Genomic DNA, 24499 nt, shown 5'->3' with positions numbered 1-24499 from the left:
TAGTCAGTGCTCGGCCGAACTGAGCCGCCGGCAGACATCGTCGAGCTGCTCCAGTGTCGTATAGCGCACGCGAACCTCGCCGCCATCACTCCCGTGCCGGATATCGACATCAAGGCCGAGCCGGGCCGATATATCGGCCTCGAGCGAACGCGTGTCAGCATCTTTGTCAGGCGAGGAAGCGGCAGGAGGCTGTCGGCGGACCGGAGACGGCCGATCCAGTGCCTGACGCGCCAACCCTTCGGCATCGCGCACTGAAAGTCCCTTATCAACAATGACTTGAGCTAGACCGGCTGGGTCTGGGGCCGTCGCGATGGCGCGAGCATGACCGGTTGAAATCTTGCCTTCGGACAGGAATGTCAGGACAATGGCAGGCAGGGAGAGCAGGCGTACCATATTGGCGACATGGCTGCGGCTCTTCGATACGGCCCGTGCGATGTCTTCCTGCGTGTGGCCATATCGATCAATCAGCTGACGATAGGCCTGGGCCTCTTCAACCGGGTTGAGATCGGCGCGCTGGACGTTCTCGACAATGCCGATTTCCAGCGTTTCCTGGTCGGAAAGTTCCCGGACCAGGGCAGGCACTTCATGCAGGCGGGCTCGCTGCGCCGCGCGCCAGCGGCGCTCACCCGCGACAATTTCATAAGCCTCGCCTGGTCCCTTGGCGGGGCGAACCAGGATTGGCTGGACGATTCCCTTCTCGGCAATCGACGCCGCGAGGGCTTCCAGCTCGGCCTCCGCCATGGCCTTGCGGGGCTGGTCAGGATTGGGCCGGATCAGCTCGATAGCCAACATCCGGACGCCATCACGCGACGCGGGCGCCGGGCTTGCGGCGGTCGTTGTGGTCTCGAAGGATTCGCCCTCGGTCTCACCAAGCAACGCTGAGAGGCCGCGGCCGAGGCGGCGATTCTTGTCGGTTCCGGTCATGCCACTTCACCCTGTTTCAGCCGGCTGCGGCTACGTTCCTGACGGACAATTTCACGAGCCAGGCCGAGATAGGCCTGGGAGCCGGTGCAGGCGAGATCATACAGCAGGACTGGCTTGCCCACTGATGGCGCCTCGGAGACGCGGACATTGCGCGGAATCACCGTCTTGTAGACCGTATCGCCAAAATGACCGCGCACATCGGCCGCCACTTCGGCCGAGAGATTATTTCGGGAATCATACATCGTCAGGACGATGCCCTGGATCTCGAGCTTGGCATTCAAATGCCCGCGGACACGCTCAACCGTGCGAATGAGCTGGGTCAGGCCCTCAAGCGCGAAGAATTCGCACTGCAGGGGCACAAGGATGGAATCGGCCGCAGTCATGGCGTTGACTGTCAGGACGTTCAGCGATGGCGGACAGTCGATCAAAATATAGTCGAACCCGTCGGATTCATGTTGCAGGCCTTGAAAATACTGGTCTACGGCGCGCTTGAGACGATAGGAACGGCCCTGATCCGTCGCCAGTTCAAGCTCGGCACCTGACAGGAGAACGTCAGAGGGCAGAATGGACAGGCCGGGCACCAGGGTCGGCACCAGGGCCTCGCTCAGCGGGACACTGCCGACCAGAACATCAAAAGACGTGGTTGTCCGCCGGGCCGGGGGCACGCCGAGTCCGGTCGATGCATTGCCCTGGGGGTCGAGATCAATGATGAGGACTTTTTGCTTCACCGCCGCCAGCGCTGTGCCCAGATTGATGGCGGTCGTTGTCTTGCCGACCCCGCCTTTCTGATTGGCAATAGCGATCACTCGGGGCGCACTGTGGCGCGGAAGATCATCGGACACGCTGTACCTCACTGATACGCAGGATCACACCATCACCGGTCTGACTGGGTATGACTTCGGTTTCGAATGTCCAGTGTTTATGGGCCTCGGTCAATTCGTCACGGTAGTGCCGGCCCTTGAAAAACAGGCCAACGGTCCCGCTTTTCAACAGCGGGGCAGCGAATCCCAATAATTTATTCAAGGGCGCAAATGCGCGTGCCGTGACGATTTCAAAGTCTTCGGACGGGTCCATGGCCTCAACCCGAATCGCTCGCGCCTCGGCCGCCACACCCAGTTCGCCAATGACGCGATTGAGGAATGCGGTCTTCTTGGCGACGGAGTCGATCATGACGATGCGGGTCTGGAGGCCGCGATCACGGCAAGCCAGGGCCAGGGCGAGCCCGGGAAAGCCCGCACCGGCTCCCAGATCGGCGATACGGCGCGTCCCCGACGGAATAAGCTGCATCAGCTGGAGGCTGTCGAGGGCGTGCCGCTCCCAGAAATCATCCAGTGTCGACCGGCCGACCAGATTGGTGTGTGCATTGGCTTCCACCAGAAGCTCGCGCCAATGATCAAAGCCCTGCGCTGTTTCACGTGAAACACCGGTGGCCGCTTCAAACTCATCCCGGGTCAATCAGCTTGCCTCTCTCTTCTGGCGTTTCACATATGCCAGCACAGCCGTCAGAGCCCCTGGCGTCACGCCCTCAAGGCGCGCGGCCTGACCCAATGTGTCCGGCCTGGACGCGATCAATCGCTCGCGCGCTTCATTCGACAGGCCGCCGACACTGGCATAATCCAGATCGGCCGGGATCTTCACAGCCTCGTCACGCCGGAAGGCGAGAATGTCGGCCTGCTGGCGATCCAGATAGCCGGCATAGACGGCATCGATTTCCATCTGCTCCGCCACCTGGCCATCAAACTCGGACAATTCCGGCCATATGGCGCGGACATCGGTCCAGGCTATTCCCGGATAGGCCAGCAAGTCGGCGGCGCTGCGGCGGCGGCCATCGGAATTGACCGTGAGGCCATGGCGCTGGGCCTCGGGCGGAGTGATATCGAGCTCGGACACACGTTGGCGGGCGCGCGCCAGTTTTTCCTGTTTCACGTGGAACATCTCGCGCCGCGCCGATGATACAGCGCCGAGATCGATCGCTTTCGGTGTGAGACGCTGGTCCGCATTGTCGGCGCGCAGGATCAAACGATATTCGGCGCGCGAGGTGAACATCCGATAGGGCTCACTGACACCGCGTGTCACCAGATCATCAATCATGACGCCGATATAGGCCTCGGAACGGCTGAGAATGAAGGGTGCGCTGCCCGCCGCTGAAAGGGCCGCATTGAAGCCCGCAACGAGGCCCTGGGCGGCCGCCTCTTCATAGCCGGTTGTGCCATTGATCTGTCCGGCCAGCCAGAGACCCTCAACGGCGCGGACCTGGAGCGTGGCATCAAGTTCGCGCGGATCGACATAATCATATTCGATCGCATAGCCATAGCGCTTGACCTCGACCTGTTCGAGGCCCGGAATGGTGCGCAGAAATGCGTCCTGAACCGTATCCGGCATCGAGGTCGAAATACCGTTTGGATAGACGGTGTCGTCGTCGAGGCCTTCGGGCTCGAGGAAGATCTGGTGCTCGGACCGGTCGGCGAAGCGCACGACCTTATCCTCGATCGAGGGGCAATAGCGTGGCCCACGTCCGGCAATAGAACCACTATAGACGGCCGAATGCTGGAGATTATCGGCGATCACACGGTGGGTCGCCTCGGTCGTATGGGTGATGGCGCAACTGATCTGCGGCACCGTGATGCGATCGGTCATGAAGGAAAACGGGACCGGAAGCTCATCCGCCGCCTGCTGATCAAGATCATCCCAGGCAATGGAGGATTTGCGCAGGCGCGCCGGCGTGCCGGTCTTCAGGCGTCCCATACGCAATCCAAGGCCATAGAGCGTGTCCGCCAGACCGATTGAGGGTTTCTCATCGACACGGCCGGCAGGAATGCGCTCCAGACCACGATGGATCATGCCGCGCAGGAAAGTGCCGGTCGTCAGGACGACACTCCCGGCCCTGTAGCTCTGCCCATCCGCATCGATCACACCGACGCAGCGGCCATCTTCCAGGATCAGGTCCTCGACAGGCGCTGCGCGGATTTCCAGATTGGGCGTCTGATGGAGGACCGCCTGCATGGCCTGGCGATAGAGTTTGCGGTCGGACTGGGTGCGTGGCCCACGCACGGCGGGCCCCTTGGAGCGGTTGAGCAGCCTGAACTGGATCCCCGACGCGTCAGCGACCAGACCCATCACGCCATCAAGCGCATCGATTTCCCGAACCAGATGACCCTTGCCCAAACCGCCAATCGCCGGATTGCAGGACATTTCACCGATGGTCTCGAGCTTGTGTGTCAGCAAGAGCGTACGCGCGCCAAGACGCGCGGAGGCTGAGGCCGCTTCGCAACCGGCATGTCCGCCGCCGATAATAATGACGTCCCAGGATTTCATGATCACTCTTCCAGTCGCCGTTCAGTCTGCGGCGAAGCCGGCTACATAAGGCTGACGGCGCCCGGAGTCGAGCCACAGCCTCCAGTGTTTCACGTGAAACAGGCCCGATGGACCCTATTTGCCGATACAAAACTGGCTGAAGACCCGATCCAGAATATCCTCGACATCGACGCGGCCCGTCAGCGATTCCAGCGCCCGAACCGCAAGCCGGGCATCTTCGCCGGCCAGTTCCGGCGCATCTGCCAGACGCTCGCGGCACCGGACCAGCGCGCTCTGGGCCGCCTCGACCGCCCGGCGATGCCGCGCCCGGCTCAGGGCCGGCAGTTCGCGCGCGCCCAGGCGCTCGCGGACAATGGCCTCGATACGGGCTTCCAGGGCATCGATCCCGGCACCGGTATTGGCGCTGACCCGAAACCCGGCTCCACCCTCCTGATCCGGCACCAGATCCCGCTTGTTCAGGACCAGAAGATCGCCATCGAGCAAGCGGCCCTTCAGGTCCAGCAATTCAGCCTCCGACCGCGCATCGGCCACACCTATCCTCAGATCAGCATGTTCGGCCCGGTCCAGCGCCCGGCGCACGCCTTCCGCCTCAATGGCATCCACCGCCTCACGAAGACCGGCCGTATCGCTGATCACGACGGGAAACCCCGCCATGGTCAGCCGCACTTCAACGATATCGCGGGTCGTGCCGGGAATATCGGTCACAATTGCCGCCTCCCGACCAGCCAGCCGGTTGAGCAGGCTCGACTTGCCGGCATTGGGCGCGCCAATCAAGGCAATCGAAAAACCGTTGCGGACGCGCTCCCCGCGGCGTCCGTCCGCCAGATGCTCCTCGATCGAGTTGAGCAGGGCCGAAACCGGCTCATAGGCGCGATGCGACAGCGCATCGGGCACGTCAGCTTCATCGGGGAAGTCAATCTCGCCCTCAATCGAGGCCAGCACAGCGATCAACGCCTCGCGCCAGCCCTCATAGAGCAGTTTCAATGAACCCGACATCTGCGCCAGCGCCTGTTTGCGCTGGCCTTCGGTCTCGGCTTCGATCAAGTCTGCAAGGCCTTCGGCCTCCGTCAGATCCAGCTTGTCATTCTCGAAGGCGCGGCGGGTAAATTCGCCCGCCTGGGCCAATATTCCCCCGGCGGCCTCGATCGCCGAGATGGCGCCATCGATGACCGCGGCGCCGCCATGCAGGTGGAGCTCGACACAATCCTCGCCGGTAAAACTGGCCGGAGACGGAAACCAGAGCACCAGCGCCTGGTCAAACACCTCCCCATCGGCCGCCCGCAAATGACGCAGGCTCGCCTGGCGCGGTGCCGGAAGCGCTGCGCGCACCAGTTGGGTCAGAATATCCCCGGATCGGGGCCCCGAAAGCCGTACAACGGCTATCCCGGAGCGTCCCGGCGGGGTTGAGAGAGCATATATCGTTGTTTTCACGTGTCTATTTCTTGTTCCCTGCGGCTGGCGTCACAGCCGCCTGGCGCATCAGATTCATGAAGGTATCGCTCATTTGCCCGCCATAGGCCGTCCATTGCCGCATCAGGGCGTCGGGCTCCAGCGAACTCATATTCTCGTCCATCCGGCGGATCATCTCAGCGGAAAAACGTTCATTGAGTGCCGTCACATCCGGCAAGCCGAGAAACGCCCGCGCCTCGGCCGGCGTGCAATCGATTTCAACATTGACCTTCATCATGATCTCCCGAAGTGTTCTATTGAGCTTATCGCATGAAATGGAGGCGCACCATGAGTGGCCAGGACATAGAAATCGAATCTGACGACGGCAATTTCTCGGCCTACCTCGCCCTGCCGGCTTCGGGAAGCGGCCCCGGCGTTCTCGTCCTGCAGGAAATTTTCGGCGTCAACGCCTCGATGCGCGCCATCACGGACTGGCTCGCCGGCGAAGGCTTCACAGCCCTCTGCCCGGACCTGTTCTGGAGAATTGAGCCCGGAATTCAGATCACCGACAAAACCGAGGCCGAACTCAATCGCGCCTTCGAACTCTTCGGTCTGTTCAACCAGGACACCGGCTTGCAGGACATCCGCACCAGCCTCTCGGCATTGCGTGCGCTCGACGCCTGCAGCGGCAAGGCCGGCGCCATCGGTTATTGTCTGGGCGGTTTGCTGGCCTACCGGACCGCCTGCCACACCGATAGCGATGCCAGCGTTGGCTATTACGGTGTGAGCATTGAGGACAGGCTCGCCGAGGCGGCCGGTATCAGCGCGCCGCTCATGCTTCACATCGCCGGTGCCGACCAATTTGTCCCGGCGGCGGCACAGGCCCGGCTGCATGACGGGCTCGGCTCCAATCCGCTTGTCACCCTGCATGACTATCCCGGCAAGGAACACGCCTTCGCACGTCCGGACGGACTTCATTACGCGGCCGACAGCGCGAACCTCGCCAATCAGCGCACGCTCGACTTTCTCCACCGTCATCTGGACTGAATATCCCGGCCCGGATTGCGGGAGCGCTAGTCCCTTGAACTGGCGACGGCCCAGCTTTCGCGCGCCGTCATCCGATCGAAATAGGCTTTCAAATTCTCCGGCGCATCACCGAACTGCCGGATCAGTTTGAGCAGATAAAACATATATATCATCGAGATATCAGCAGCCGTGAAACGGTCACCGGCGATGAATTCCCGGTCCGCAATGCCGTGTTCCGAGGCAAAGCCAAGCAGTTTCCCCGTTTCATACCTGGCCCAGGCGGCCAAATTCGGGTCCCGCTTCTCTTCAGGCAGGAGTTGGGTATGCGCCAGCAGGAGCGAGACTGCCATCGTCATCCCGCTCTCGCCAAAATTGAGCCAGTGCAGATAGCGGCCAAAGTCTGATTCATCTGGCGCAATCTCGAGCCGGCTCGGGCCATAGCGCCCCAGCAGGTATTGCATGATGGCAATGGAATCGAGCACGATCTCCTCGCCATCCTGCAAGGCCGGAATTTTCCGCAGGGGATGGATCAGCGCATAGTTCTCATCCCCGGCGGGACGTGTCGCGAATTGCACCGTATGCAAATGATAGGGCAGCTGCATCTCTTCCAGCAGCCAGCGCACGCGGATGGAACGGGTTTGCGGGGCATGAAAAAGCGTCAGATCGGGTTGGCGCGGCACAGGATTATCCTCCAGAAAACTCAGTCCTGATCCAAGCGCCAATCAGCCGCCGGGCATAGCCCCAAGTTTCGCATCCCTGCGATCCGTGATCCGAAACAACGTCATCGCCCGCGCCGCCAATGGCCTGGAAAGCCCGGCAGCCGACACAAAAAAGCCCGCCAGAACAATACTCTGGCGGGCTTTTTGTCAGCTGATGACAGGATCAGGTATTCATGGAATCGAAGAACTCGTCATTGGTTTTGGTCTGACGCAGTTTCTCGAGCAGGAATTCAATCGCATCCTGGGCACCCATCGGGTTGAGGATACGGCGCAGGACATACATTTTCTGCAATTGCGATTTATCGACCAGAAGTTCCTCTTTCCGGGTCCCGGATTTGAGAATGTCGATCGCCGGGAAGACGCGTTTGTCGGCCACCTTGCGGTCGAGCACGATTTCCGAATTGCCCGTACCCTTGAACTCTTCGAAGATCACCTCGTCCATCCGGCTGCCGGTATCGATCAGCGCCGTGGCAATGATCGTCAGCGAGCCGCCATGCTCGATATTGCGGGCCGCACCGAAGAAACGCTTCGGACGTTGCAGCGCATTGGCGTCCACACCCCCCGTCAGCACCTTGCCAGAGCTCGGAACGACGGTGTTGTAGGCGCGGCCAAGGCGGGTGATGGAATCGAGCAGGATGACGACGTCACGGCCGTGCTCGACCAGGCGCTTGGCTTTCTCGATCACCATTTCGGCGACCTGGACGTGGCGCGTTGCCGGTTCGTCGAAAGTCGAGGAAATGACCTCACCCTTCACGGTCCGCTGCATGTCGGTGACTTCTTCCGGCCGCTCATCGATGAGCAGGACCATGAGATAACAATCAGGATGATTGGTCTCGATCGCATTGGCGATATTCTGAAGCAGGACGGTCTTGCCGGTCCGCGGCGGCGCGACAATCAGGCCGCGCTGGCCCTTGCCGAGCGGCGCCACGATATCGATCACCCGGCCCGAACGATCCTTCACCGTCGGATCAGCCAGCTCGATGACGAAGCGGGATTCGGGATAAAGCGGCGTCAAATTGTCGAAATGAACCTTGTGACGGGCGCTTTCAGGGTCCTGGAAATTGATTGTGCTGATCTTCAGCAGCGCAAAATAGCGTTCCCCATCGCGTGGGCTGCGAATTTCGCCTTCAACCGTATCGCCCGTGCGCAGACCGAATTTCCTGATCTGGGTCGGCGAGACATAGATATCATCCGGTCCGGCAAGGTAATTGGCCTCTGGTGAGCGCAGGAAGCCGAAACCATCCTGCAGCACTTCCAGCACCCCGCCCCCATGGATCTCGACGCCGCGTTCGGCGAAGGCCTTCAGGATGGCAAACATCATCGCCTGTTTGCGCAGCGAGGATGCGTTCTCGATTTCAAGCGCTTCCGCGAATTCGAGCAATTCGGTCGGTTTTTTCAGCTTCAAATCCTGCAGCGTCATGCGCTGCAAACCTTCAAGCAATGCCGGCGTGGTTGTTTGGTCGGTCATGATCAATCTGTTTTTTCAGGCAGGGGGATCCAATCCCCGGACGGGAACTGGCTGGTACTAGCAAGTCGGGTGCCAAGACAGGATGGGCCCGATGAGTGAGGATTGGGCAAGCGCGTCAGGATCTACGCTGGCTTGACCGAAAAGGAGAGGACCCGCGTGAGGAGTCGTCCAAGGCTTGCCACGCAGAAGCGCGACCGTCAAGCATACCCGGCAAGCCGAACCCTCAAATACAGATTTCCAACGCTCTAGCGCAAGGCCACAACGGCAATCACCACGATCAGTATCGCCGCAAGAAACGGCATTTCATTGAGAATTCGGTAGGCGCGGTCGGACCACTCATTTGTGCCGTTCTGAAAACGCTTATAGCGCAGGGCGAGAACGTGGTGCAGGCCTGTCATGACAGAGACCAGCACAAATTTTCCCATCCATGCCAGGCTGAGGAATACCGTCCAGCTGCCGGCGCGCTCCGCATTGGCCCAGACCAGCAAGACACCAAAGATCCAGACCGCAATCATCGCCGGATTCATGATGATTTTCAGCAGGCGGGTTTCCTGGAGCCTGAGCGTCGTATCGAGCTCGCCATCGGGAATGGCGGCGCAATGATAGACAAACAGGCGCGGGAGATAGAGCAGGCCCGCCATCCAGGCGATCACAGCGAGAATATGCAGGGCGCGTAACCAGTCATAGGCAGCAAGGATCATGACGAACTAGGCTTCCTTCGGGGCCATCGGGCATGCAGGACATGCGATCGGACAGAGGCGTTCGCCGCCCGGAGGCCCGAGCCGCGCTGGAGCTGTCATGGCGCCCGCAACGATATTCGCCAACGCATCAATGAATTCTGGCGCCGTCCCCAGCGCCGGAACCCTTGTATAGCTGGTCACGCCGCTTTCCTGCGCGAGCTCGGCATACTCCTCGTCCAGTTCGACCAGGGTCTCGATATGCTCCGACACAAAGGCAATCGGGGTCAGCAGGATGGCCTTGCCATCATTCCCGGCCTGGCGAACCGCATCATCGGTCGATGGCCCGATCCATTTCAGCGGCCCGACGCGGCTTTGATAGCAAACCTGCCAGTCGCCAAATTCAGGCAGCAAGGCCGCGACAGCGCTGGCCGTCTGCTCGATCTGCCATTGATAGGGGTCGCCCGCCGCAATCACTTTTTCCGGCAGACCATGGGCGGAAAACAGCAGGCGGGTGTTGTCCGGCCGGCCGGCAGCCTCCCAGCTGGCGTGGATCAGTTGGGCATGGGCCTCAATGAAACCGGTTTCGATCGGATAACAGCAAACCGTATGGGTTTCGGGTCCGCCCGCCTTTCGCCATGCGCCCAGCGAAGACCCGGTCGTGGTCGTGGAAAAATGCGGGTAGAGCGGCAGCAAAACCGTTTCATCCGGCCGCCAGCTGGCCACCTCCTGCGCCACGTCTTCGGTCAAGGGGTGCCAATAGCGCATGGCCGGCCAGATCCGGATCTCACGATCCGGAAAACGTTCCGCCAACAAGGGGGCCAGGGCCTCGATCTGCTTGAGTGTTTCCGGCACGAGCGGCGATCCGCCACCCATTTTCGCGTAATTTGCGCGGGCCGACTTGGCCCGCAGGGTCGAGATCATCCAGGCGAGAAACTGGCGAAGCGGCGCTGGCGCACCGATAATTGCCGGATCGCGAAACAGATTGCGCAGGAATGGCTTTACCGCCTCGGGTCCGTCGGGACCGCCGAGATTGAACAGCACAATTGCCAATTTTTCCTGCTTTTTGGCCATGCTCAACTCCATCACCCCGCCGGCCCTCAGACTGATCGCCGGATCCGCGCCAGCAATTGCTCGACATGCGTGACCGGTACGTCCGGTGTGATGCCGTGACCGAGATTGAATATATGCGGGCGACCCTCCCACGCTTCAAGCAGACGGTCGACTTCGCTGTCGAGCATGGCCCCGCCGGCGCGCAGCACGGACGGATCCAGATGCCCCTGGACCGGCAAATTGTCGGGCAGAACCGAGCGTGCCCATTCGGGCTGAACCGAAGTGTCCAGCGCCAGGGCTGTAACACCGGTTTCGCGGGCGTAGCGCGGATAGAGGGTTCCGGCGCCGCGCGGAAAGCCGATAATCGGTACATCAATTCCGGCGGCCCGGACCTGATCGACGATCCGCCGCGTCGGGCGAATAATCACGCGTTCGAACAAGGGTTCCGGCAGGCCTTCAGCCCAGCTGTCGAACAGTTTCAGCACTTCCGCGCCGGCATTCGCCTGCATGATGAGATATTCGGCCGTCGCGTCGGCAATCCGGTCGAGCATGCCGTCAAAGGCTACCGGATCGCTCCAGGCTGCAACACGGGTCGCATAGCGGTCTTTCGATCCACCACCCTCGACCATGTAGGTTGCGACGGTCCAGGGTGAACCGGCAAAGCCGATCAGCGTGGTGTTGTCGGGCAATTGGGGCTTTACCAGTCGCAGGGTCTCGCCGATCGGTGCCAGCACCTCTGCAACGCGCCCTTCGGTCAAACCCTCGAAATCTGCCGGATTGAACGGTTCCAGCTTCGGACCCTCTCCGGTGACGAACCAGACCTTGCGTCCCAGGGCGATCGGGATCAGCAATATGTCCGCAAACATGATCGCAGCATCAAATCCGAAGCGCCGGATCGGCTGAAGCGTCACTTCGGCTGCCAGTTCCGGTGTAAAGCAGAATTCGATGAAATTGGCTGCTTTTGACCGGACCTGGCGATATTCTGCCAGATAGCGACCAGCTTGCCGCATCAGCCAGACGGGAGGCGGGGTGCGGGTCTCACCGGCAAGAACGGCGAGCAGGGGTTTTTGGGGTGTGAGCATCATTGGGCCTGATTAGTCTTCTCTGCCCGATCATTCAATGCGTCGCTTTCACCCATATATATATATGTTTTTTTATAGTGGTAATTGTAGGCCCGTGAATTCCGTGAACTCAGAAATCTGTCCGGTCATACCGGAAAAGTCTATCCACGCTATTTGAGCGCGCCTCCAATTCTGAACGGAGCGCGGAAAAAGTATCCTCATCCATAAAAAACAATAATTTACACCGGATACATCTGTTGAATTTTCTGTGAATTATTGTTCAAATGTGATCCGTGAAGGCAGGATATCAGCCGGTTTTTCACAGCACTTCCATTGTGGATAGTCATGTGGGTAGTACCGGGTCATACCCGGTGAAACTCACACCCCGGAGATCTGAAACGATCGCTTGGGGAAAATCGCCACACTTGTTAACAATTCGTAAACATCCTCGAGGCCCCGATCATCATGCCAACGACATCAAGGCCACGGTTGAATACGTCATTCCACATCCACATGGTTTCTGATTCGACCGGGGAAACCCTGATGGAAGTGATGCGCGCGTCGGTCGCACAATTCGAACACACCAACCCGCTTGAACATCTTTACGCGCTCGTGCGTTCGCCTCGCCAGCTTGATCGTGTGCTCGAGGAGATCGAGGCATATCCGGGTGTCGTGATGTACACTATCGTCAATGCCGAACTCCGCCGGGATCTCGAGACGCGGTGCGCCGATCTGGGTGTTCCTGCCATTGCGATCCTTGATCCGATGCTGGCGACACTGAGCACCTATCTCGGCCGGGCCATGGCCAGTCGGGCGGGGGCGCAGCGGGCTCTGGACGCTGATTACTATCACCGGATGGACGCGTTGAATTTCGCCATGGCGCATGATGACGGCCAGGGCGATAATTTCGAGAATGCCGATATCATCCTGCTGGGCGTCAGCCGGACGTCCAAAACCCCGACCAGTATCTACCTTGCGCATCGGGGTTATCGCGCGGCCAATATTCCGCTTGTCCGCGGTGTGCCGGCGCCGGAATTTCTGTTTTCGCTGCGCAATCCATTGATCGTCGGCCTGACGGCCTCGCCCGAGCGCATCGTCCAGATCCGGCGCAATCGGCTTCTGACGCTGAATGAAGACCGGTCGACCGACTATATCGATGACTTCGCCGTTCGAGACGAAATCGTCGAGGCCAAGCGGCTCTACGCCAAGCATGGATGGCCCAATATCGATGTGACGCGCCGCTCGGTCGAGGAAACCGCCGCCAAGATCATCAATATGCTCAATGAAAAACGGGGCCGGAAATGACCGGCCGGCTCATTCTCGCCTCCGGTAGCCAGATTCGCCGCCAGATCCTGCAGGATGCCGGTATTGAGTTCGAGATCATCAAATCCGATGTCGATGAAGGCAGGCTGAAGCAGGAAAACGCCGCGCTGTCGCCATCGGCGATGGCTGTATTGCTGGGCCAGGCCAAGGCAGTCCAGGTGTCGAGCCGGCATCCCGATGCGCTGGTCCTGGGGGCCGATCAGACCATGGAGCTTGGCGGCGCCCTGCTCGACAAACTGCCGCGCCGGGATCTGGCACGGCAACGCTTGTCCGCTATGCGTGGTCAGCCTCACCAGCTGCATTCGGGCCTGGTCCTGGCGCAAGCCGGCCAGCCGGTCTGGCAGCATCTACAGAGCTCAACGCTTTGGGTGCGGGATTTTTCCGATGCCTTCCTGGACCATTATCTGGCCCGGGCCGGTGATGAATTGACTGCGAGCGTCGGAGCTTACGCATTTGAAGGTCTCGGCGCGCAATTATTCGAACGCGTCGAAGGCGATTTTCATGCCGTGCTGGGATTGCCGCTCTTGCCGGTAATGGATGCCTTGCGACAACACGGCTGGCTGACGTCATGAAATCAACCGGCCCAGCTCAAAAAGCCGGCGTGGTCGGCGACCCGATTGCCCATTCACTTTCGCCCGGCCTGATGGCGGCGTGGATCGAGGCCGCCGGGCTAGATGCGCTCTATTCACCGTTCCGGGTTGCACGTGAGGATGCCGGAGCCTTCTTTCGGGCCATGGCCCGCACCGATTGTGTGGGTGTCAATGTCACCTTGCCTCACAAGCAGACCGCCCTGGCGGTCGCCGATCAAGCCAGCCCTGCTGCCCGCGCCATCGGCGCTGCCAATCTCCTGACATTTCGCGATGGAGTCATCCATGCGGACAATACCGATACGCCGGGTTTTCTCAGCGCCCTGCTCGCTCGAGGCGTTAATCCAAAACGCGGACCAGCCCTGGTGCTTGGCGCCGGCGGTGCTGCCCGGGCGATTGTCCATGCCCTTCACCAGGCTGGAGCTCCGGAGATCCGGCTGAGCAATCGCAGCCGCTCGAATGCGGCCGAGCTGGCGCTTGATCTGGCGCCGGATGCGCGAATCCACGACTGGGATGATCGTGACCAGGCACTGGCCGGCGTCGCGCTCGTCGTCAATGCCACCTCACTGGGGCTCGCGGGCGCCCGCAATCTTGTCATGGACTGGCAAAGGGCCCCGGCCGACGCTATCGCTGCTGACAGCGTCTACAAGCCATTGCAGACGGGCTTCCTGCGCGACGCCGCCAATTGCGGCCTGGGCACGGTCGATGGGCTGGGCATGTTGATTGGTCAGGCCAGGCCCAGTTTTGAGGCATTTTTCGGCATCAGCCCGCCGGACCGGATTGATGCGCACTCCCTGTTGCAGGGCATGCTGGAGCCGGCGTCATGAAAATCATCGGCCTGACCGGCTCTATCGGCATGGGTAAATCCGCGACCGCAACCCTGATGGAAGAGGCCGGAATCCCGGTCTTCGATTCCGATGCCAGCGTGCATGCGCTTTATGCAAGGGGTGGCAAGGCGGTCGCTCCGGTCGCGGAAGCATTCCCGGGCGTGGTGGTGGACGGAGCGATCGACCGGTCGCTTCTCTCGGCGGCCCTGCATGAAGATCCGACCGGTTTCGCGCGCCTGGAAGCCATTGTGCACCCGCTTGTGCTTGAGCAACGTGAAGCCTTTCTCCACAGCGCCCATGAGCGCGGCGCCGATCTGGTCGTGTTTGATATCCCGCTGCTGTTCGAAACCGGGGCCCATGACCATGTCGACCATGTGCTGGTGGTCTATGCCCCCGAGGCGGAGCGGCGTGCGCGGGTGTTGCAGCGGCCGGGCATGACGGAAGCCAGGCTGGACGCCATAATCGCTCGCCAGCTTGATGATTCGAGCAAGCTGGCGCGGGCCGATTACCGCGTTGAGACATCCGGCGGTCTGGACGATGCCCGGCGTCAGCTCGAGGTGATCTTGAACTCAATCCGCCAGCAGGCCGGGGACTGAAAGAAATGATGCGCGAGATTGTTTTTGATACCGAGACGACGGGTTTGTACGCGACATCCGGCGACCGCGTCACCGAGTTGGGTTGTGTCGAGGTGATTGATTTCATCCCGACCGGCCGCACCTGGCATGCCTATGTCAATCCGCAGCGCTCAACCCCGAAAGAAGTCGTCGAAATCACCGGGCTGACCGATGCCTTCCTGGCGGACAAGCCCCTGTTTTCACAAATCGCCGAAGAATTCATCGATTTCGTCGGCGATGCCGGTCTTGTGGCGCACAATGCGCCCTTTGACCGCGGCTTTATCAATATGGAACTCGAGCGGCTTGGCCGTCCTGGCTATGTCGAGGCGCGCTTCAAGGATACGGCACGGATCGCACGAGCCAAATTTCCCGGCTCCTATGTCTCGCTCGATGCCCTGTGCAAGCGTTTCGAAATCTCGCTGGAAAGCCGGGAAAAACACGGCGCCTTGATCGATGCGCAGCTTCTGGCCGAGGTCTATCTCGAACTGTCCGGGGGCCGTACCCGGGCACTCGATCTCAGCGGACAGGGCGAGGCCGGACCTGGAGAGGTCGCATTTCCGCCGCAGCGTGCCCGGCCGAGCCTGCTGGATCCGGTCCTGACAGAATCAGAGCGCGCCGCCCATGCTGCCTTCATCGAGGAGCTCGGCGAAAACGCGCTCTGGAAAAAACTGTCGATCGGCAAGGGCTGATCGCAGGGACTTAATTGCTGGCTTCGGGGGCGCCATTGCCATTTGTGTCGGCACCCGGCACGGCCGCGGCCCGCTTGGCCATTTGCTGGCGATAGAGACCGGCAAAATCGACAGGATCCAGCATGAGTGGCGGGAAACCGCCATCGCGCGTCGTGTCGGCAAGGACCCGGCGGGCGAAGGGGAAGAGCAGGCGCGGGCATTCGATCAGCAGGAAGGGCTCGCGATCACTATCGGCGATATTGGCGAGCTGGAACAGGCCGCCATAGGCCAGCTCGGTGATGAAGACGACGCTGCCATCTTCGCGAGAGGCATTGGCGTTGATATTGAGCAGGACTTCGAAAGCGCCTTCACCGACCGAGCGGGCCTGGACGTCGATCGACAAATCAATCCCGGGAGCCTGGGCATTGCGCAGCGATTCCGGCGCGCCTGGATTTTCGAATGACAAATCCTTCACATACTGCGCCAGAATGCGCAGTTGCGGCGGTAGTGGCGGTGTATTTTCGGCAGGCGTGGCTGGAGCGTCGGTCATGAAAATCCCCACAAGACGGGCGTCGGTGATACGGTAGTGGTCAGAATGGCCACACGAAACGAGGCGCGCCGGTTAGCATGCGGGCCGGGCCGGAGCAAGCATGCCGGGTTTCAGAGAGAAGGCTGACGGCTGGACAAATACCGTCTATATCTGGTCAACATTCCCTACCGGCCCAGTCGAGCGGCGAAAATCAAATGTTTGAACTTCTATCTACCCTCATTTTCGCTGGCATCGCGATCTTCATCGCGATCCGCCTCTACTCGACCCTGGGTCGACGCGAGGGACATATGGAAGCGCCGCCGGCCAGCGATCCGAATGCGCGTCCATCCCTGTCTGATGTGCCGCAAAGCCATTTGCGCCCGGCCTTTGAAGGACGTGCCGCTGCAGGCCTCGAGGCGATCGCGGCGGTGGATGCCAGTTTTGATCCTGAAAGCTTCACCAGCGGTGCCAGGGCGGCCTATACGATGATCGTCGAGGCCTTTGCCAAGGGCGATCTGGCAGCTTTGCGGCCGCTTCTCGCTGACAAGGTCTATCAGCGTTATGCCGATGCCATTGCGGCGCGGACCGAGCGCAGGGAAAGTGTGCGGACCGAGATTGAGCGCATCAAATCGGCCGAGATTACCGACGCCTCCCATGAAGGCCATACCGCCCGGGTCAAGGTCAGCTTCGCGGCTGAAATCGCTACGGAAACCCTTGGCGAGACCGGTGAGCGTATCTCTGGTGATCTGGGTCGATTGAACACGGTTCACGAAAACTGGGTGTTTGAGCGCCGTACCGATAATGCCGATCCGAACTGGGTGTTGACCGGTGTGGCGGCGGTATAGCCCGGCAGTCCTGCTGCTATCGCTGTCCGTGGCAGCCTGCCAGCCGGCGCCCCTCCCACAGCCTGAGACCGAGCCAGAACCCCCGATAGAACAACCGCTTCCAACCGGTCTTCGGTTATTGCCGGCGCATTGGGATGCCCTGCCAGGCTGGGCCGATGCCGATATGCGCCCCGCGCTGGGTGCCTTTCTGCGCTCCTGTGCCCGGCTCGACCATCGCAGTGATTCGGAAGCCCTGAGCCCGCGAGCGCAATGGGCCGGCCGGGTCGGTGACTGGCGTGCGGCCTGTACCGCGGCGGCGATGACCGGGCCGGACGCCGCGGCGGCACAGGCGACGTTTGAGGCCTTCTTTGCACCGGTACGGGCCATCGCGCTGGATGAAGCGGGCGGGGCCATTGGCGAAACCGGTTTGCTGACAGGCTATTACGAGCCCTATGTCGAGGTTCGCGATGCGGCCGATGTGGAATTCAGCCAGGCCTTGCGGCGGCGGCCCGATGATCTGGTTTCGGTGGATCTGGGTCTGTTCGAATCCGATCTGGCGGGGCGGCGGCTTGTCGGCCGGGTGAATGACGGGTCTTTGGTCCGCTATTATAACCGGGCCGAGATCGAGGTGGATAATCGCGGCGAGATTTTTGCCTGGGGCCGGCCGATTGACGTGTTTTTCCTGCAGATCCAGGGCTCGGGCCGGCTGGTCAATGCCGGGGGTAATCAGAGCCGCGCCGCCTTCTCCGCGCATAATGGCCTGCCCTATCGCTCGATCGGGCGCGAGCTGATCGAGCGCGGCGAACTGGAGGCCCATGCGGCCTCGAAAGCGGGCATTGAAGCCTGGCTGAACCGCAATGGCAGCGATGCGACGGCCGAGCTGTTCTCGGTCAATCCGCGCTATGTTTTCTTTGAAACTCAAGCACTTGACGATCCAGGCCTGGGGCCGCGCGGCTCTTCGGGCGTGGCGCTGACGCCGATGGCCTCGATCGCGGTCGATCCGGCCTATCATGCCTGGGGCGTGCCGGTCTGGCTCGCCGCCGATCTGCCCGATCTGCCTGCCTGGACAGGGCTTGTCATCACCCAGGATGGTGGCGGCGCAATCAATGGTCCACTGCGCGGCGATTTCTTCTGGGGCTGGGGCGAGGTTGAGGAAAGGCGCGCCGGGACGACCCGGGCCCAGGCGCAATGGACTGTTTTACTTCCCATTTCCGTCGCCCAGCGCATCGTCGATGCGACGCCGCCGGCCTGATCGATGGCGCGCAAACGATCCCTGCGGCCGGAGGAAAAAGCGATCTGGCGCAAGGTGGCCGGCTCGGTAAAGCCGATTTCGCCGGAGCGGATGGACAGGCTCGACGATCCGGAAGCTGTTGAACCGACACCGGAAAAACCCGTGCCTGACAGCAAGATGTCACTCAGGAACAGCCATTTTCCCCACCCGCATACGAAGCCGAAACACCCGCCCCTGCCGGTCGATCGCGGCGGCGAGAAACGGGTGCGGCGGGGGCGGCTGGAGATTGACGGGCGCGTTGACCTGCATGGGCTGACGCAGGATATGGCATTGAGAACCCTGCGGAATTTCCTGTCGATGGCGTATCGCGACGGCTACAGGACGGTGCTGGTGATCACCGGCAAGGGGCTCAAGGCGCGCGAACGCGAGAGCGAGCCCTGGGAGCATCATGACGAGCCCGGTGTGCTCAGGCGCAAACTACCGGAATGGCTGGGTAATCCGGAATTTCGTCAGTGGGTGTCAGGGTATGCGATCGCGCATATGCGCCATGGCGGCGGCGGCGCTTTTTACGTCACCATGCGGCGGGTGAGGCCGGTGAAATAGACTGCGCCCGGGTGTCGCCCGGATCATCCCCTGTCTACGCCGGGTTCGGACCGGATCTGTCCCGCATCATCCGCTCGTGATGCCCGCCCGTACGAGTGGTCGGGATTACAGAATGAATTTCGACAAATCGACATTCTTCGCCAGATTGCCGACATGCTCCGCGACGTAATCGGCGTCGATCGTGATCGTCTCGCCATCGCGGTCCGACGCGGTGAAGGAAATCTCCTCGACCAGTTTTTCCATCACCGTCTGCAAACGCCGGGCACCGATATTCTCGACCGAGGCATTGACCTCGTGCGCCAGCGAAGCCAGCGCGTCGATCGCCTCATCGGTGAAATCGAGCGTGACGCCCTCTGTCCCCATCAGCGCGACATATTGCGTGATCAGGCTGGCTTCCGGCTCGGTCAATATGCGTTTGAGATCGGCTTCGCTGAGCGCCTGCAATTCGACGCGGATCGGCAGCCGGCCCTGCAGTTCGGGCAGCATGTCCGACGGCTTGGCCAGGTGGAAGGCGCCCGAGGCGATGAAGAGGATATGATCGGTCTTGATGACGCCATGCTTGGTCGTCACCGACGTGCCCTCGATCAGCGGCAGGAGATCGCGCTGCACGCCCTCGCGGGAGACGTCGGCGCCGCGGGCATCGGAACGGCCGACAATCTTGTCGATCTCGTCGAGAAAGACGATGCCGTCCTCCTCGGCCAGCTTGATGGCATCGGCGGTGATGGCGGCATCGTCGAGCAGTTTGTCGGCTTCCTCGGCCAGCAGCGGCTCATAGGCCTCCTTGACCTTCATGCGCACGGTTTTCTTTTTCTTGCCGAACCCCTTGCCGAGAATATCGCCGAGATTGATCACGCCGGCGCCGCCACCGGGCATGCCGGGAATATCCATCATCGGCATGCCGCCGGCATCATTCAGCTCGATCTCGACATCCTTGTCGTCGAGCTCGCCATTGCGCAAACGCTTGCGAAAGCTCTCGCGAGTAGCAGGACTGGCTCCTGGACCCACTAACGCATCGACCACGCGTTCCTCGGCCTGGCTTTCGGCCTGGGCCTTGACCGCCTCGCGGCGGCTCTCGCGCACCAGGGTGATGGCGACCTCCACCAGATCGCGGGCGATCTGGTCGACATCGCGGCCGACATAGCCGACCTCGGTAAACTTGGTCGCCTCGACTTTTATGAAGGGTGCTCCGGCCAGCCTGGCAAGCCGGCGCGAGATCTCGGTCTTGCCGACGCCGGTGGGCCCGATCATCAATATATTCTTCGGCATCACCTCTTCGCGCAGCCCCGCCTCGAGCTGACGCCGGCGCCAGCGATTGCGCAGCGCGATCGCGACCGCCTTCTTGGCATCGCCCTGGCCGACAATATGCCGGTCGAGCTCGGAGACGATTTCGCGGGGGGTGAATTCGGTCATGATCGGGTTCACAATGCTGAAGGCCGGGCGGTGATGCGGTGGGTGTCCCCCGTTATGTAGTCAGGCCCGTGCGATGAAACCAGTGCTGAAAGGCATCACCATGACCCAGCCCGCCCCGCCAGCCCAGACCCGCCCCCGCTTCCACCTCGCCTTCCCCGTCGACAGCCTGGAAGCGGCCCGCGCCTTCTATGGCAAGCTGATGGGCTGCCCCGAGGGCCGCTCGAGCGAGAACTGGGTCGATTTCAACTTCTACGGCCACCAGATCGTCGCCCACCTCGCCCCCGAGGAATGCCAGGCCGTCGCCACCGGCGGCGTCGACGGCAAGGCCGTCCCGGTGCGCCATTTCGGCCTGCTGATGGCCTGGGATGACTGGGAAGCGCTTGCCGAACGCTTCCGGGCCGCGGGGGTGGGTTTCATCATCGAGCCCTATGTGCGCTTCAAGGGCGAGCCGGGCGAGCAGGGGACGTTCTTCCTGCGCGATCCGGCGGGGAATGCGCTGGAGTTCAAGTGCTTTCGGGATGAGGGGGGGATATTTGCGCGGTGAGGGGGAGAATGCCTGTCTGTTGTTATGTGATTATAAATGCTCACCTCTTGGAGCCGACCAAATTTATTCTCCGGTTCAAAGTTGGAGCCTCGTCGCCTATTGACATTCTTTGAGCAACCTCCCCAAGTCATACCCCACTCGGTTGAGTTTAGCGTCGGAACCATCTTGGCGAGAAATCGACATTGAAGCACTAGTGACATGGGACGGCGATGCCACGGATCAGAAAAATTGAAATACGCAACTTTCGATCAATCCGTCGATTAACATGCGATTTCACCGACTATAGCGTTCTAGTTGGGGACAATGACGTCGGAAAATCAAACATATTGCGAGCACTAAATCTCTTCTTCAATGATGAGACAACGCCAAACGAACCCCTAAATTTTCAGAATGACTACAATCGGTTTGAGGCTGGGACAGCAAAGAAAGCTCAAGAAATTTTCGTTCAGATCGAACTTGAGTTACCCGCAAATTACCATCGGACAAACGGACAGAGAATTCGCTGGACGAAGCGTTGGCGCTTCGATGGCTTGGTCGATGATCGTGAATACGTTGGGTTGCGGGAGTCCCGTTCTGCCCGAGGGAAAATTCGCTATCTAGAGGTGGAAATTCCGGGGCGATCTATGGTGCATACGCTTCTGAGAAGATTGAATTTTGAGTATGTTCCGGCCGTGAGAAGCGCTGACTTTTTCAGCGGACTTCGTGGGCGGATCTACGGAGTTATCGCGGAGGTCGCTGAAAAGACCGTAAGAGAGTCTAGTGAAGAGTTCCAAGCCGCGATCGGAGCACACGTTCTCGACCTAGTCACGAGCGTTAAGGAGTCTTTGGGGGACGATACTAGCCTGACTCTTCCTACCGATTTGAGTGGTGTGTTCGAACGTCTCGATTTTCGAAGTGGTGAAGGCGGGATATCCCTTGACTATCGTGGGGACGGAATCAAAGGGCGATATATTCCTTTGATATTGAAATTTATCGCCGATCAGAGGAAGACGATCTATGGGAAGGGTGGCCCCTCTCATACCTTTATTTGGGCTTATGAAGAACCTGAAAACAATCTGGAAATTTTGAGAGCCGGACAGTTGGCGCAACAATTTTTGGAAATCGCGGAGGGCGACCTCACCCAGATAATAGTGACAACCCATTCGCCCGTGTTCTTCAATGCGGCAATCGATTCCCCTGAGCTCGGCAGCACCCATTTTGTGGACTACCCGGCTCATGAGATAGGAACACGCATTGAAAGCGAGCCGAGTGACTTGGGAGGGAGAATGGGGGTTATGTCTCTCGTGGCGCCCTACCTTGCCGCGGCGAATGAAGAAATTGAGCGTGTTCAGGAACAGAATGCAGATCTTTGTCGGCAGATCGATGAGCAAGATGTGCGAGGGTTGCCGACTTTCTTTGTAGAGGGCATCACTGAGTATCGGTTGCTCCAGGCAGTATTTGAGCGTCTGCGGCCAGACCTTCAAGAGCGGGTATTTTTGCCAGAACCTCCCGTCAGAGCGGGCGCGACTTACGTGCAACATCAAGTTATGGCGTGGTGCTATAAGCAGCGAAACCTGCCCAGAAGGAGCCGTGTGCCGGTTGGCGGAATCCTTGACCGGGATGATGCCGGCAGGACAGCGTTGGCGGCAGCGAATGGCCATTTAAAGGGCGAAAAGACAGCGTTCTTGGAGCTGCTACCAGTCCCAGATCATCTGATCGCAGCGCACGATGCGGGTGTGGCCATCCCAATCGCCCTCGAAGAGTTGTACCCAATCGCCTGGTGGGAAGAGGCGGATGGGCACGGCTGGTTGAAGCCTCGCGACATTGGAGCAATCATGTCGCCCGCTCTCGTAAATCAACTCGTCAGAGGAGGCGGGGGCCATGGGGTCTTTGAGCAGCCTTGGGCGCTCGTTGCTCAGAATGAGGTTCAGGAGGATGCTAAGGTACTCTGGTTGAATCAAATTATTGAAAAGCGTGACGAGGAATTGGCTGAGGGATTGGCGTCGACCCTAGCCGTGCTTGATGGTTTGGTCGCGAAGCTCGCTCCAGATTAGCCCTAGTACCGTTGAGTGACTACAATTAGTCACCAACAGCTAATCTTGGACACACGATATATAGCGTCACACTTATGAATTTTTGACAATTTCACGCTAGATATAGCGTCGGTCTGGACTCTGATGAGGGAATCTGTCCCAATATCGAATCGACGGCGCATGAAAAAAACCGTCGAGGGATTAGGCCCCTCGACGGCTCATTTATGCGCTCCTGCAACCCAATAGGGGCCAACGCAGGGTTCGCACCGTAGCAAGCGCCAAATTTCCGGCGTTCGAGCAGAATGTCAATAAGGGCCCCTTCAACAGGAGGCCTGTGATGGTCAGCATTCTGAAGGACGCGATTCAGCGTCAAAATCGCCTAGAGATTCAATACTCGTTGGGGCGCCGGGTGATTGAGCCCCATACCCTGGGTCGTGGGAGGGATGGTCGATTGCTCCTCCGCGCGTACCAAGTGAGCGGTGTCAGCGCATCCGGTGAATCCGCAGGGTGGAAGCTTATGCACGTGGATCGAATTGGCGGAGTGCCATCGACCAGCGGGAGTTTTGACGGACCGAGGTCAGGATACAAGACCAGTGACTCCGTCATGGTCGGCGGCATTATCGCCGAAGTGTAGGACCGACAATCGGAGGCGGCAGCGTAGTCTGCCGTCTCCGGTTTCGGCATTCCCCAAATCCCTTGCCAGCCAGTGGGCCACCGGGGTTCAGCGCCGTCAAGGCGCATGCCTGCGAAGCGGCGCCGAAGGCGGCCTTGACGGCGCTGAACCCCGGTGGCGGGATCTCGGCATGGGTTTTGGGGTGGGGTGTGGCGCTTTGCTCTCCCATCCAGATCACAACAAATCATTCCCCCGGGCTTGTTCCGGGGTCTGCCTGAGCTGGTTGAGATAGCTCGATTTCTGTTGGCAGGCCCCGGAATAAATCCGGGGGAAGTTGGTGTTGGGTTCTTGGGGTGGCGCTTGTTCGAAGCGCGTCGCCACCCGGCAGCAAAACCAACAAACCCTTGTCATCCCGGACCCTCGCATCCGCGAGGGCAGGCGGATGCCCGGACGCGTAGCGATCCGGGCGTAGATCCGGGATCTACCCGCTCTTCCAGCTGGATTCACGGACAGGTCCCGGCTCTGCGCCCCGCATGCGCGGGGCATCCGGCCGGGATGACAAGGGGGTGAGGGCTTTGCGAGACGCGGCGCGCCCTATTGCGCCAGGCTGGCGCTGATCCCGGCAAAACCGGCTTCGTAAATCCCGGTCAGGGCTTCGGCGGCGGCGGCGTCCATGCCGTCCGGGGTGGTGTAATGGCTTGACCAGGTGACGGTCGAGACGCCGGGGGCGGTTTCGTTGACGGCGATGCTGGCGACATAGCCGGCGACGGGCAGCGGGCTGGAGATAATGGCGTAGGAATAGGTGTGGGCGGCGTCATCGCGGGCGGTTTCGCGCTCGATGAAGGTGGCGGAGCCGTCAGCGGTGATAATGGTGCGGTGGCCGTCATCGCCGATCGTGCAGCTGCCGACGACGGGATGCCAGTCGCCGAGCGAGCAGAAGGGGCCGATCAGGGCCCAGACGGTGGCGGCATCGGCATTGACCGAGACGCTGCGCGACAGGGTCGGCGCGGTGGCTTCGCCTGTGGCTTCGGCTGGTGCGGCGGCCGGTGCGGCCGGAGCGCTGGCCTCGGGCGCGTTGCAGC

25 protein-coding genes are annotated in these 24499 nt (G+C 60.6%); 11 read left to right on the top strand and 14 right to left on the bottom strand.

Features of this window, described 5'->3' with window-relative positions; translation table 11 throughout:
• Nucleotides 1-3 precede the first annotated feature (3 nt).
• The 6 genes from AAC023_RS05440 to AAC023_RS05415 all read right to left on the bottom strand — a co-directional run bounded on the left by AAC023_RS05440 (nucleotide 4) and on the right by AAC023_RS05415 (nucleotide 5926).
• Complete coding sequence (locus AAC023_RS05440; protein ID WP_339738937.1) at nucleotides 4-924, bottom strand: ParB/RepB/Spo0J family partition protein; 921 nt, start codon at nucleotides 922-924, stop codon at nucleotides 4-6.
• Nucleotides 921-1766 carry a ParA family protein gene (locus AAC023_RS05435; protein WP_339738935.1) on the bottom strand — a complete coding sequence of 282 codons (846 nt, stop codon included), beginning with the start codon at nucleotides 1764-1766 and terminating at the stop codon, nucleotides 921-923. The genes AAC023_RS05440 and AAC023_RS05435 overlap by 4 nt, the downstream gene beginning before the upstream one ends.
• Complete coding sequence (gene rsmG / locus AAC023_RS05430; RefSeq protein WP_339738933.1) at nucleotides 1756-2379, bottom strand: 16S rRNA (guanine(527)-N(7))-methyltransferase RsmG; 624 nt, start codon at nucleotides 2377-2379, stop codon at nucleotides 1756-1758. The genes AAC023_RS05435 and rsmG overlap by 11 nt, the downstream gene beginning before the upstream one ends.
• Entirely contained in the window at nucleotides 2380-4239 is a 1860-nt protein-coding gene (gene mnmG, locus AAC023_RS05425) for a tRNA uridine-5-carboxymethylaminomethyl(34) synthesis enzyme MnmG (RefSeq protein WP_339738931.1), read from the bottom strand. It lies immediately after the preceding gene.
• Nucleotides 4240-4353: 114 nt separating this feature from the next.
• On the bottom strand, nucleotides 4354-5670 hold the full coding sequence (gene mnmE, locus AAC023_RS05420; RefSeq protein WP_339738929.1) for a tRNA uridine-5-carboxymethylaminomethyl(34) synthesis GTPase MnmE: 1317 nt from the start codon (nucleotides 5668-5670) through the stop codon (nucleotides 4354-4356).
• A 4-nt stretch (nucleotides 5671-5674) separates the two neighbouring features.
• The gene (locus AAC023_RS05415) at nucleotides 5675-5926 is read right to left on the bottom strand and encodes a DUF6489 family protein (protein ID WP_339738927.1); all 252 of its coding nucleotides are present in this window, start codon (nucleotides 5924-5926) and stop codon (nucleotides 5675-5677) included.
• A 50-nt stretch (nucleotides 5927-5976) separates the two neighbouring features.
• Here AAC023_RS05415 and AAC023_RS05410 point away from each other — a divergent pair, with 50 nt between their 5' ends.
• On the top strand, nucleotides 5977-6675 hold the full coding sequence (locus AAC023_RS05410; protein ID WP_339738925.1) for a dienelactone hydrolase family protein: 699 nt from the start codon (nucleotides 5977-5979) through the stop codon (nucleotides 6673-6675).
• Nucleotides 6676-6701: 26 nt separating this feature from the next.
• Here the strand turns inward: AAC023_RS05410 and AAC023_RS05405 are convergent, their stop codons facing one another.
• The 5 genes from AAC023_RS05405 to hemE all read right to left on the bottom strand — a co-directional run bounded on the left by AAC023_RS05405 (nucleotide 6702) and on the right by hemE (nucleotide 11656).
• A complete protein-coding gene (locus tag AAC023_RS05405; RefSeq protein WP_339738923.1) occupies nucleotides 6702-7334 on the bottom strand; it encodes a glutathione S-transferase family protein in 633 nt (210 codons plus the stop codon).
• A 202-nt stretch (nucleotides 7335-7536) separates the two neighbouring features.
• Entirely contained in the window at nucleotides 7537-8793 is a 1257-nt protein-coding gene (rho, locus tag AAC023_RS05400) for a transcription termination factor Rho (RefSeq protein ID WP_091769046.1), read from the bottom strand.
• Between the two features lie 293 nt (nucleotides 8794-9086).
• Nucleotides 9087-9542: a CopD family protein gene (locus tag AAC023_RS05395; protein WP_339738921.1), complete on the bottom strand. Its 456-nt coding sequence runs from the start codon at nucleotides 9540-9542 to the stop codon at nucleotides 9087-9089.
• A 6-nt stretch (nucleotides 9543-9548) separates the two neighbouring features.
• The gene (gene hemH, locus AAC023_RS05390; RefSeq protein WP_339738919.1) at nucleotides 9549-10592 is read right to left on the bottom strand and encodes a ferrochelatase; all 1044 of its coding nucleotides are present in this window, start codon (nucleotides 10590-10592) and stop codon (nucleotides 9549-9551) included.
• 26 nt (nucleotides 10593-10618) lie between these two features.
• The gene (gene hemE, locus AAC023_RS05385) at nucleotides 10619-11656 is read right to left on the bottom strand and encodes a uroporphyrinogen decarboxylase (RefSeq protein ID WP_339738917.1); all 1038 of its coding nucleotides are present in this window, start codon (nucleotides 11654-11656) and stop codon (nucleotides 10619-10621) included.
• Nucleotides 11657-12097: 441 nt separating this feature from the next.
• On the opposite strand from hemE, the gene AAC023_RS05380 reads away from it, so the two are divergent.
• From AAC023_RS05380 to dnaQ, 5 genes are read left to right on the top strand one after another with little or no spacing between them, the layout of a single operon-like run.
• Nucleotides 12098-12937 carry a pyruvate, water dikinase regulatory protein gene (locus tag AAC023_RS05380; RefSeq protein ID WP_339738915.1) on the top strand — a complete coding sequence of 280 codons (840 nt, stop codon included), beginning with the start codon at nucleotides 12098-12100 and terminating at the stop codon, nucleotides 12935-12937.
• A complete protein-coding gene (locus tag AAC023_RS05375; RefSeq protein WP_339738913.1) occupies nucleotides 12934-13527 on the top strand; it encodes a nucleoside triphosphate pyrophosphatase in 594 nt (197 codons plus the stop codon). The genes AAC023_RS05380 and AAC023_RS05375 overlap by 4 nt, the downstream gene beginning before the upstream one ends.
• On the top strand, nucleotides 13524-14369 hold the full coding sequence (locus AAC023_RS05370) for a shikimate dehydrogenase (RefSeq protein WP_339738911.1): 846 nt from the start codon (nucleotides 13524-13526) through the stop codon (nucleotides 14367-14369). The genes AAC023_RS05375 and AAC023_RS05370 overlap by 4 nt, the downstream gene beginning before the upstream one ends.
• The gene (gene coaE, locus AAC023_RS05365; RefSeq protein ID WP_339738909.1) at nucleotides 14366-14965 is read left to right on the top strand and encodes a dephospho-CoA kinase; all 600 of its coding nucleotides are present in this window, start codon (nucleotides 14366-14368) and stop codon (nucleotides 14963-14965) included. The genes AAC023_RS05370 and coaE overlap by 4 nt, the downstream gene beginning before the upstream one ends.
• A gap of 5 nt (nucleotides 14966-14970) precedes the next feature.
• On the top strand, nucleotides 14971-15672 hold the full coding sequence (gene dnaQ, locus AAC023_RS05360; protein WP_339738907.1) for a DNA polymerase III subunit epsilon: 702 nt from the start codon (nucleotides 14971-14973) through the stop codon (nucleotides 15670-15672).
• A gap of 10 nt (nucleotides 15673-15682) precedes the next feature.
• Here dnaQ and secB read toward each other — a convergent pair whose 3' ends face one another.
• A complete protein-coding gene (secB, locus tag AAC023_RS05355; RefSeq protein WP_339738905.1) occupies nucleotides 15683-16201 on the bottom strand; it encodes a protein-export chaperone SecB in 519 nt (172 codons plus the stop codon).
• Nucleotides 16202-16395: 194 nt separating this feature from the next.
• On the opposite strand from secB, the gene AAC023_RS05350 reads away from it, so the two are divergent.
• The 3 genes from AAC023_RS05350 (at nucleotide 16396) to AAC023_RS05340 (ending at nucleotide 18838) form a co-directional block, all read left to right on the top strand.
• Nucleotides 16396-17025, top strand: coding sequence for a Tim44/TimA family putative adaptor protein (locus tag AAC023_RS05350; RefSeq protein ID WP_339738903.1), 630 nt, complete (start codon nucleotides 16396-16398; stop codon nucleotides 17023-17025).
• A 118-nt stretch (nucleotides 17026-17143) separates the two neighbouring features.
• Nucleotides 17144-18256 (top strand): MltA domain-containing protein, encoded by a 1113-nt coding sequence (locus AAC023_RS05345; protein ID WP_339738901.1) that lies wholly within the window; start codon nucleotides 17144-17146, stop codon nucleotides 18254-18256.
• A 3-nt stretch (nucleotides 18257-18259) separates the two neighbouring features.
• On the top strand, nucleotides 18260-18838 hold the full coding sequence (locus tag AAC023_RS05340; protein WP_339738899.1) for a Smr/MutS family protein: 579 nt from the start codon (nucleotides 18260-18262) through the stop codon (nucleotides 18836-18838).
• A 105-nt stretch (nucleotides 18839-18943) separates the two neighbouring features.
• On the opposite strand, the gene hslU is transcribed toward AAC023_RS05340, so the two are convergent.
• A complete protein-coding gene (gene hslU, locus AAC023_RS05335) occupies nucleotides 18944-20248 on the bottom strand; it encodes an ATP-dependent protease ATPase subunit HslU (RefSeq protein ID WP_339738897.1) in 1305 nt (434 codons plus the stop codon).
• A 100-nt stretch (nucleotides 20249-20348) separates the two neighbouring features.
• On the opposite strand from hslU, the gene AAC023_RS05330 reads away from it, so the two are divergent.
• Together AAC023_RS05330 and AAC023_RS05325 are read left to right on the top strand one after the other, a co-directional pair.
• The gene (locus tag AAC023_RS05330) at nucleotides 20349-20792 is read left to right on the top strand and encodes a VOC family protein (RefSeq protein WP_339738895.1); all 444 of its coding nucleotides are present in this window, start codon (nucleotides 20349-20351) and stop codon (nucleotides 20790-20792) included.
• 209 nt (nucleotides 20793-21001) lie between these two features.
• Entirely contained in the window at nucleotides 21002-22825 is a 1824-nt protein-coding gene (locus tag AAC023_RS05325) for an AAA family ATPase (protein ID WP_339738893.1), read from the top strand.
• Nucleotides 22826-24011: 1186 nt separating this feature from the next.
• On the opposite strand, the gene AAC023_RS05320 is transcribed toward AAC023_RS05325, so the two are convergent.
• The coding region (locus tag AAC023_RS05320) for an SRPBCC family protein (protein ID WP_339738891.1) at nucleotides 24012-24499 on the bottom strand (488 nt) is incomplete at its 5' end.

Source organism: uncultured Maricaulis sp. (genome assembly GCF_963976135.1).
Classification (GTDB): domain Bacteria; phylum Pseudomonadota; class Alphaproteobacteria; order Caulobacterales; family Maricaulaceae; genus Maricaulis.
Note: the sequence above shows the minus strand (reverse complement) of the source record. Positions and strands in the feature narration are given on the sequence as shown.

Coding starts and splice junctions, on each gene's coding strand:
- AAC023_RS05370 (WP_339738911.1), top strand. CDS start 13,524: ATGAAATCAACCGGCCCAGCTCAAAAAGCCGGCGTGGTCGGCGACCCG.
- dnaQ (WP_339738907.1), top strand. CDS start 14,971: ATGATGCGCGAGATTGTTTTTGATACCGAGACGACGGGTTTGTACGCG.
- AAC023_RS05330 (WP_339738895.1), top strand. CDS start 20,349: ATGACCCAGCCCGCCCCGCCAGCCCAGACCCGCCCCCGCTTCCACCTC.
- mnmG (WP_339738931.1), bottom strand. CDS start 4,239: ATGAAATCCTGGGACGTCATTATTATCGGCGGCGGACATGCCGGTTGC.
- AAC023_RS05440 (WP_339738937.1), bottom strand. CDS start 924: ATGACCGGAACCGACAAGAATCGCCGCCTCGGCCGCGGCCTCTCAGCG.
- rho (WP_091769046.1), bottom strand. CDS start 8,793: ATGACGCTGCAGGATTTGAAGCTGAAAAAACCGACCGAATTGCTCGAA.
- secB (WP_339738905.1), bottom strand. CDS start 16,201: ATGACCGACGCTCCAGCCACGCCTGCCGAAAATACACCGCCACTACCG.
- AAC023_RS05340 (WP_339738899.1), top strand. CDS start 18,260: ATGGCGCGCAAACGATCCCTGCGGCCGGAGGAAAAAGCGATCTGGCGC.
- AAC023_RS05395 (WP_339738921.1), bottom strand. CDS start 9,542: ATGATCCTTGCTGCCTATGACTGGTTACGCGCCCTGCATATTCTCGCT.
- hemE (WP_339738917.1), bottom strand. CDS start 11,656: ATGATGCTCACACCCCAAAAACCCCTGCTCGCCGTTCTTGCCGGTGAG.
- AAC023_RS05350 (WP_339738903.1), top strand. CDS start 16,396: ATGTTTGAACTTCTATCTACCCTCATTTTCGCTGGCATCGCGATCTTC.
- hemH (WP_339738919.1), bottom strand. CDS start 10,592: ATGGCCAAAAAGCAGGAAAAATTGGCAATTGTGCTGTTCAATCTCGGC.
- AAC023_RS05375 (WP_339738913.1), top strand. CDS start 12,934: ATGACCGGCCGGCTCATTCTCGCCTCCGGTAGCCAGATTCGCCGCCAG.
- AAC023_RS05415 (WP_339738927.1), bottom strand. CDS start 5,926: ATGATGAAGGTCAATGTTGAAATCGATTGCACGCCGGCCGAGGCGCGG.
- hslU (WP_339738897.1), bottom strand. CDS start 20,248: ATGACCGAATTCACCCCCCGCGAAATCGTCTCCGAGCTCGACCGGCAT.
- coaE (WP_339738909.1), top strand. CDS start 14,366: ATGAAAATCATCGGCCTGACCGGCTCTATCGGCATGGGTAAATCCGCG.
- AAC023_RS05325 (WP_339738893.1), top strand. CDS start 21,002: ATGCCACGGATCAGAAAAATTGAAATACGCAACTTTCGATCAATCCGT.
- AAC023_RS05380 (WP_339738915.1), top strand. CDS start 12,098: ATGCCAACGACATCAAGGCCACGGTTGAATACGTCATTCCACATCCAC.
- AAC023_RS05410 (WP_339738925.1), top strand. CDS start 5,977: ATGAGTGGCCAGGACATAGAAATCGAATCTGACGACGGCAATTTCTCG.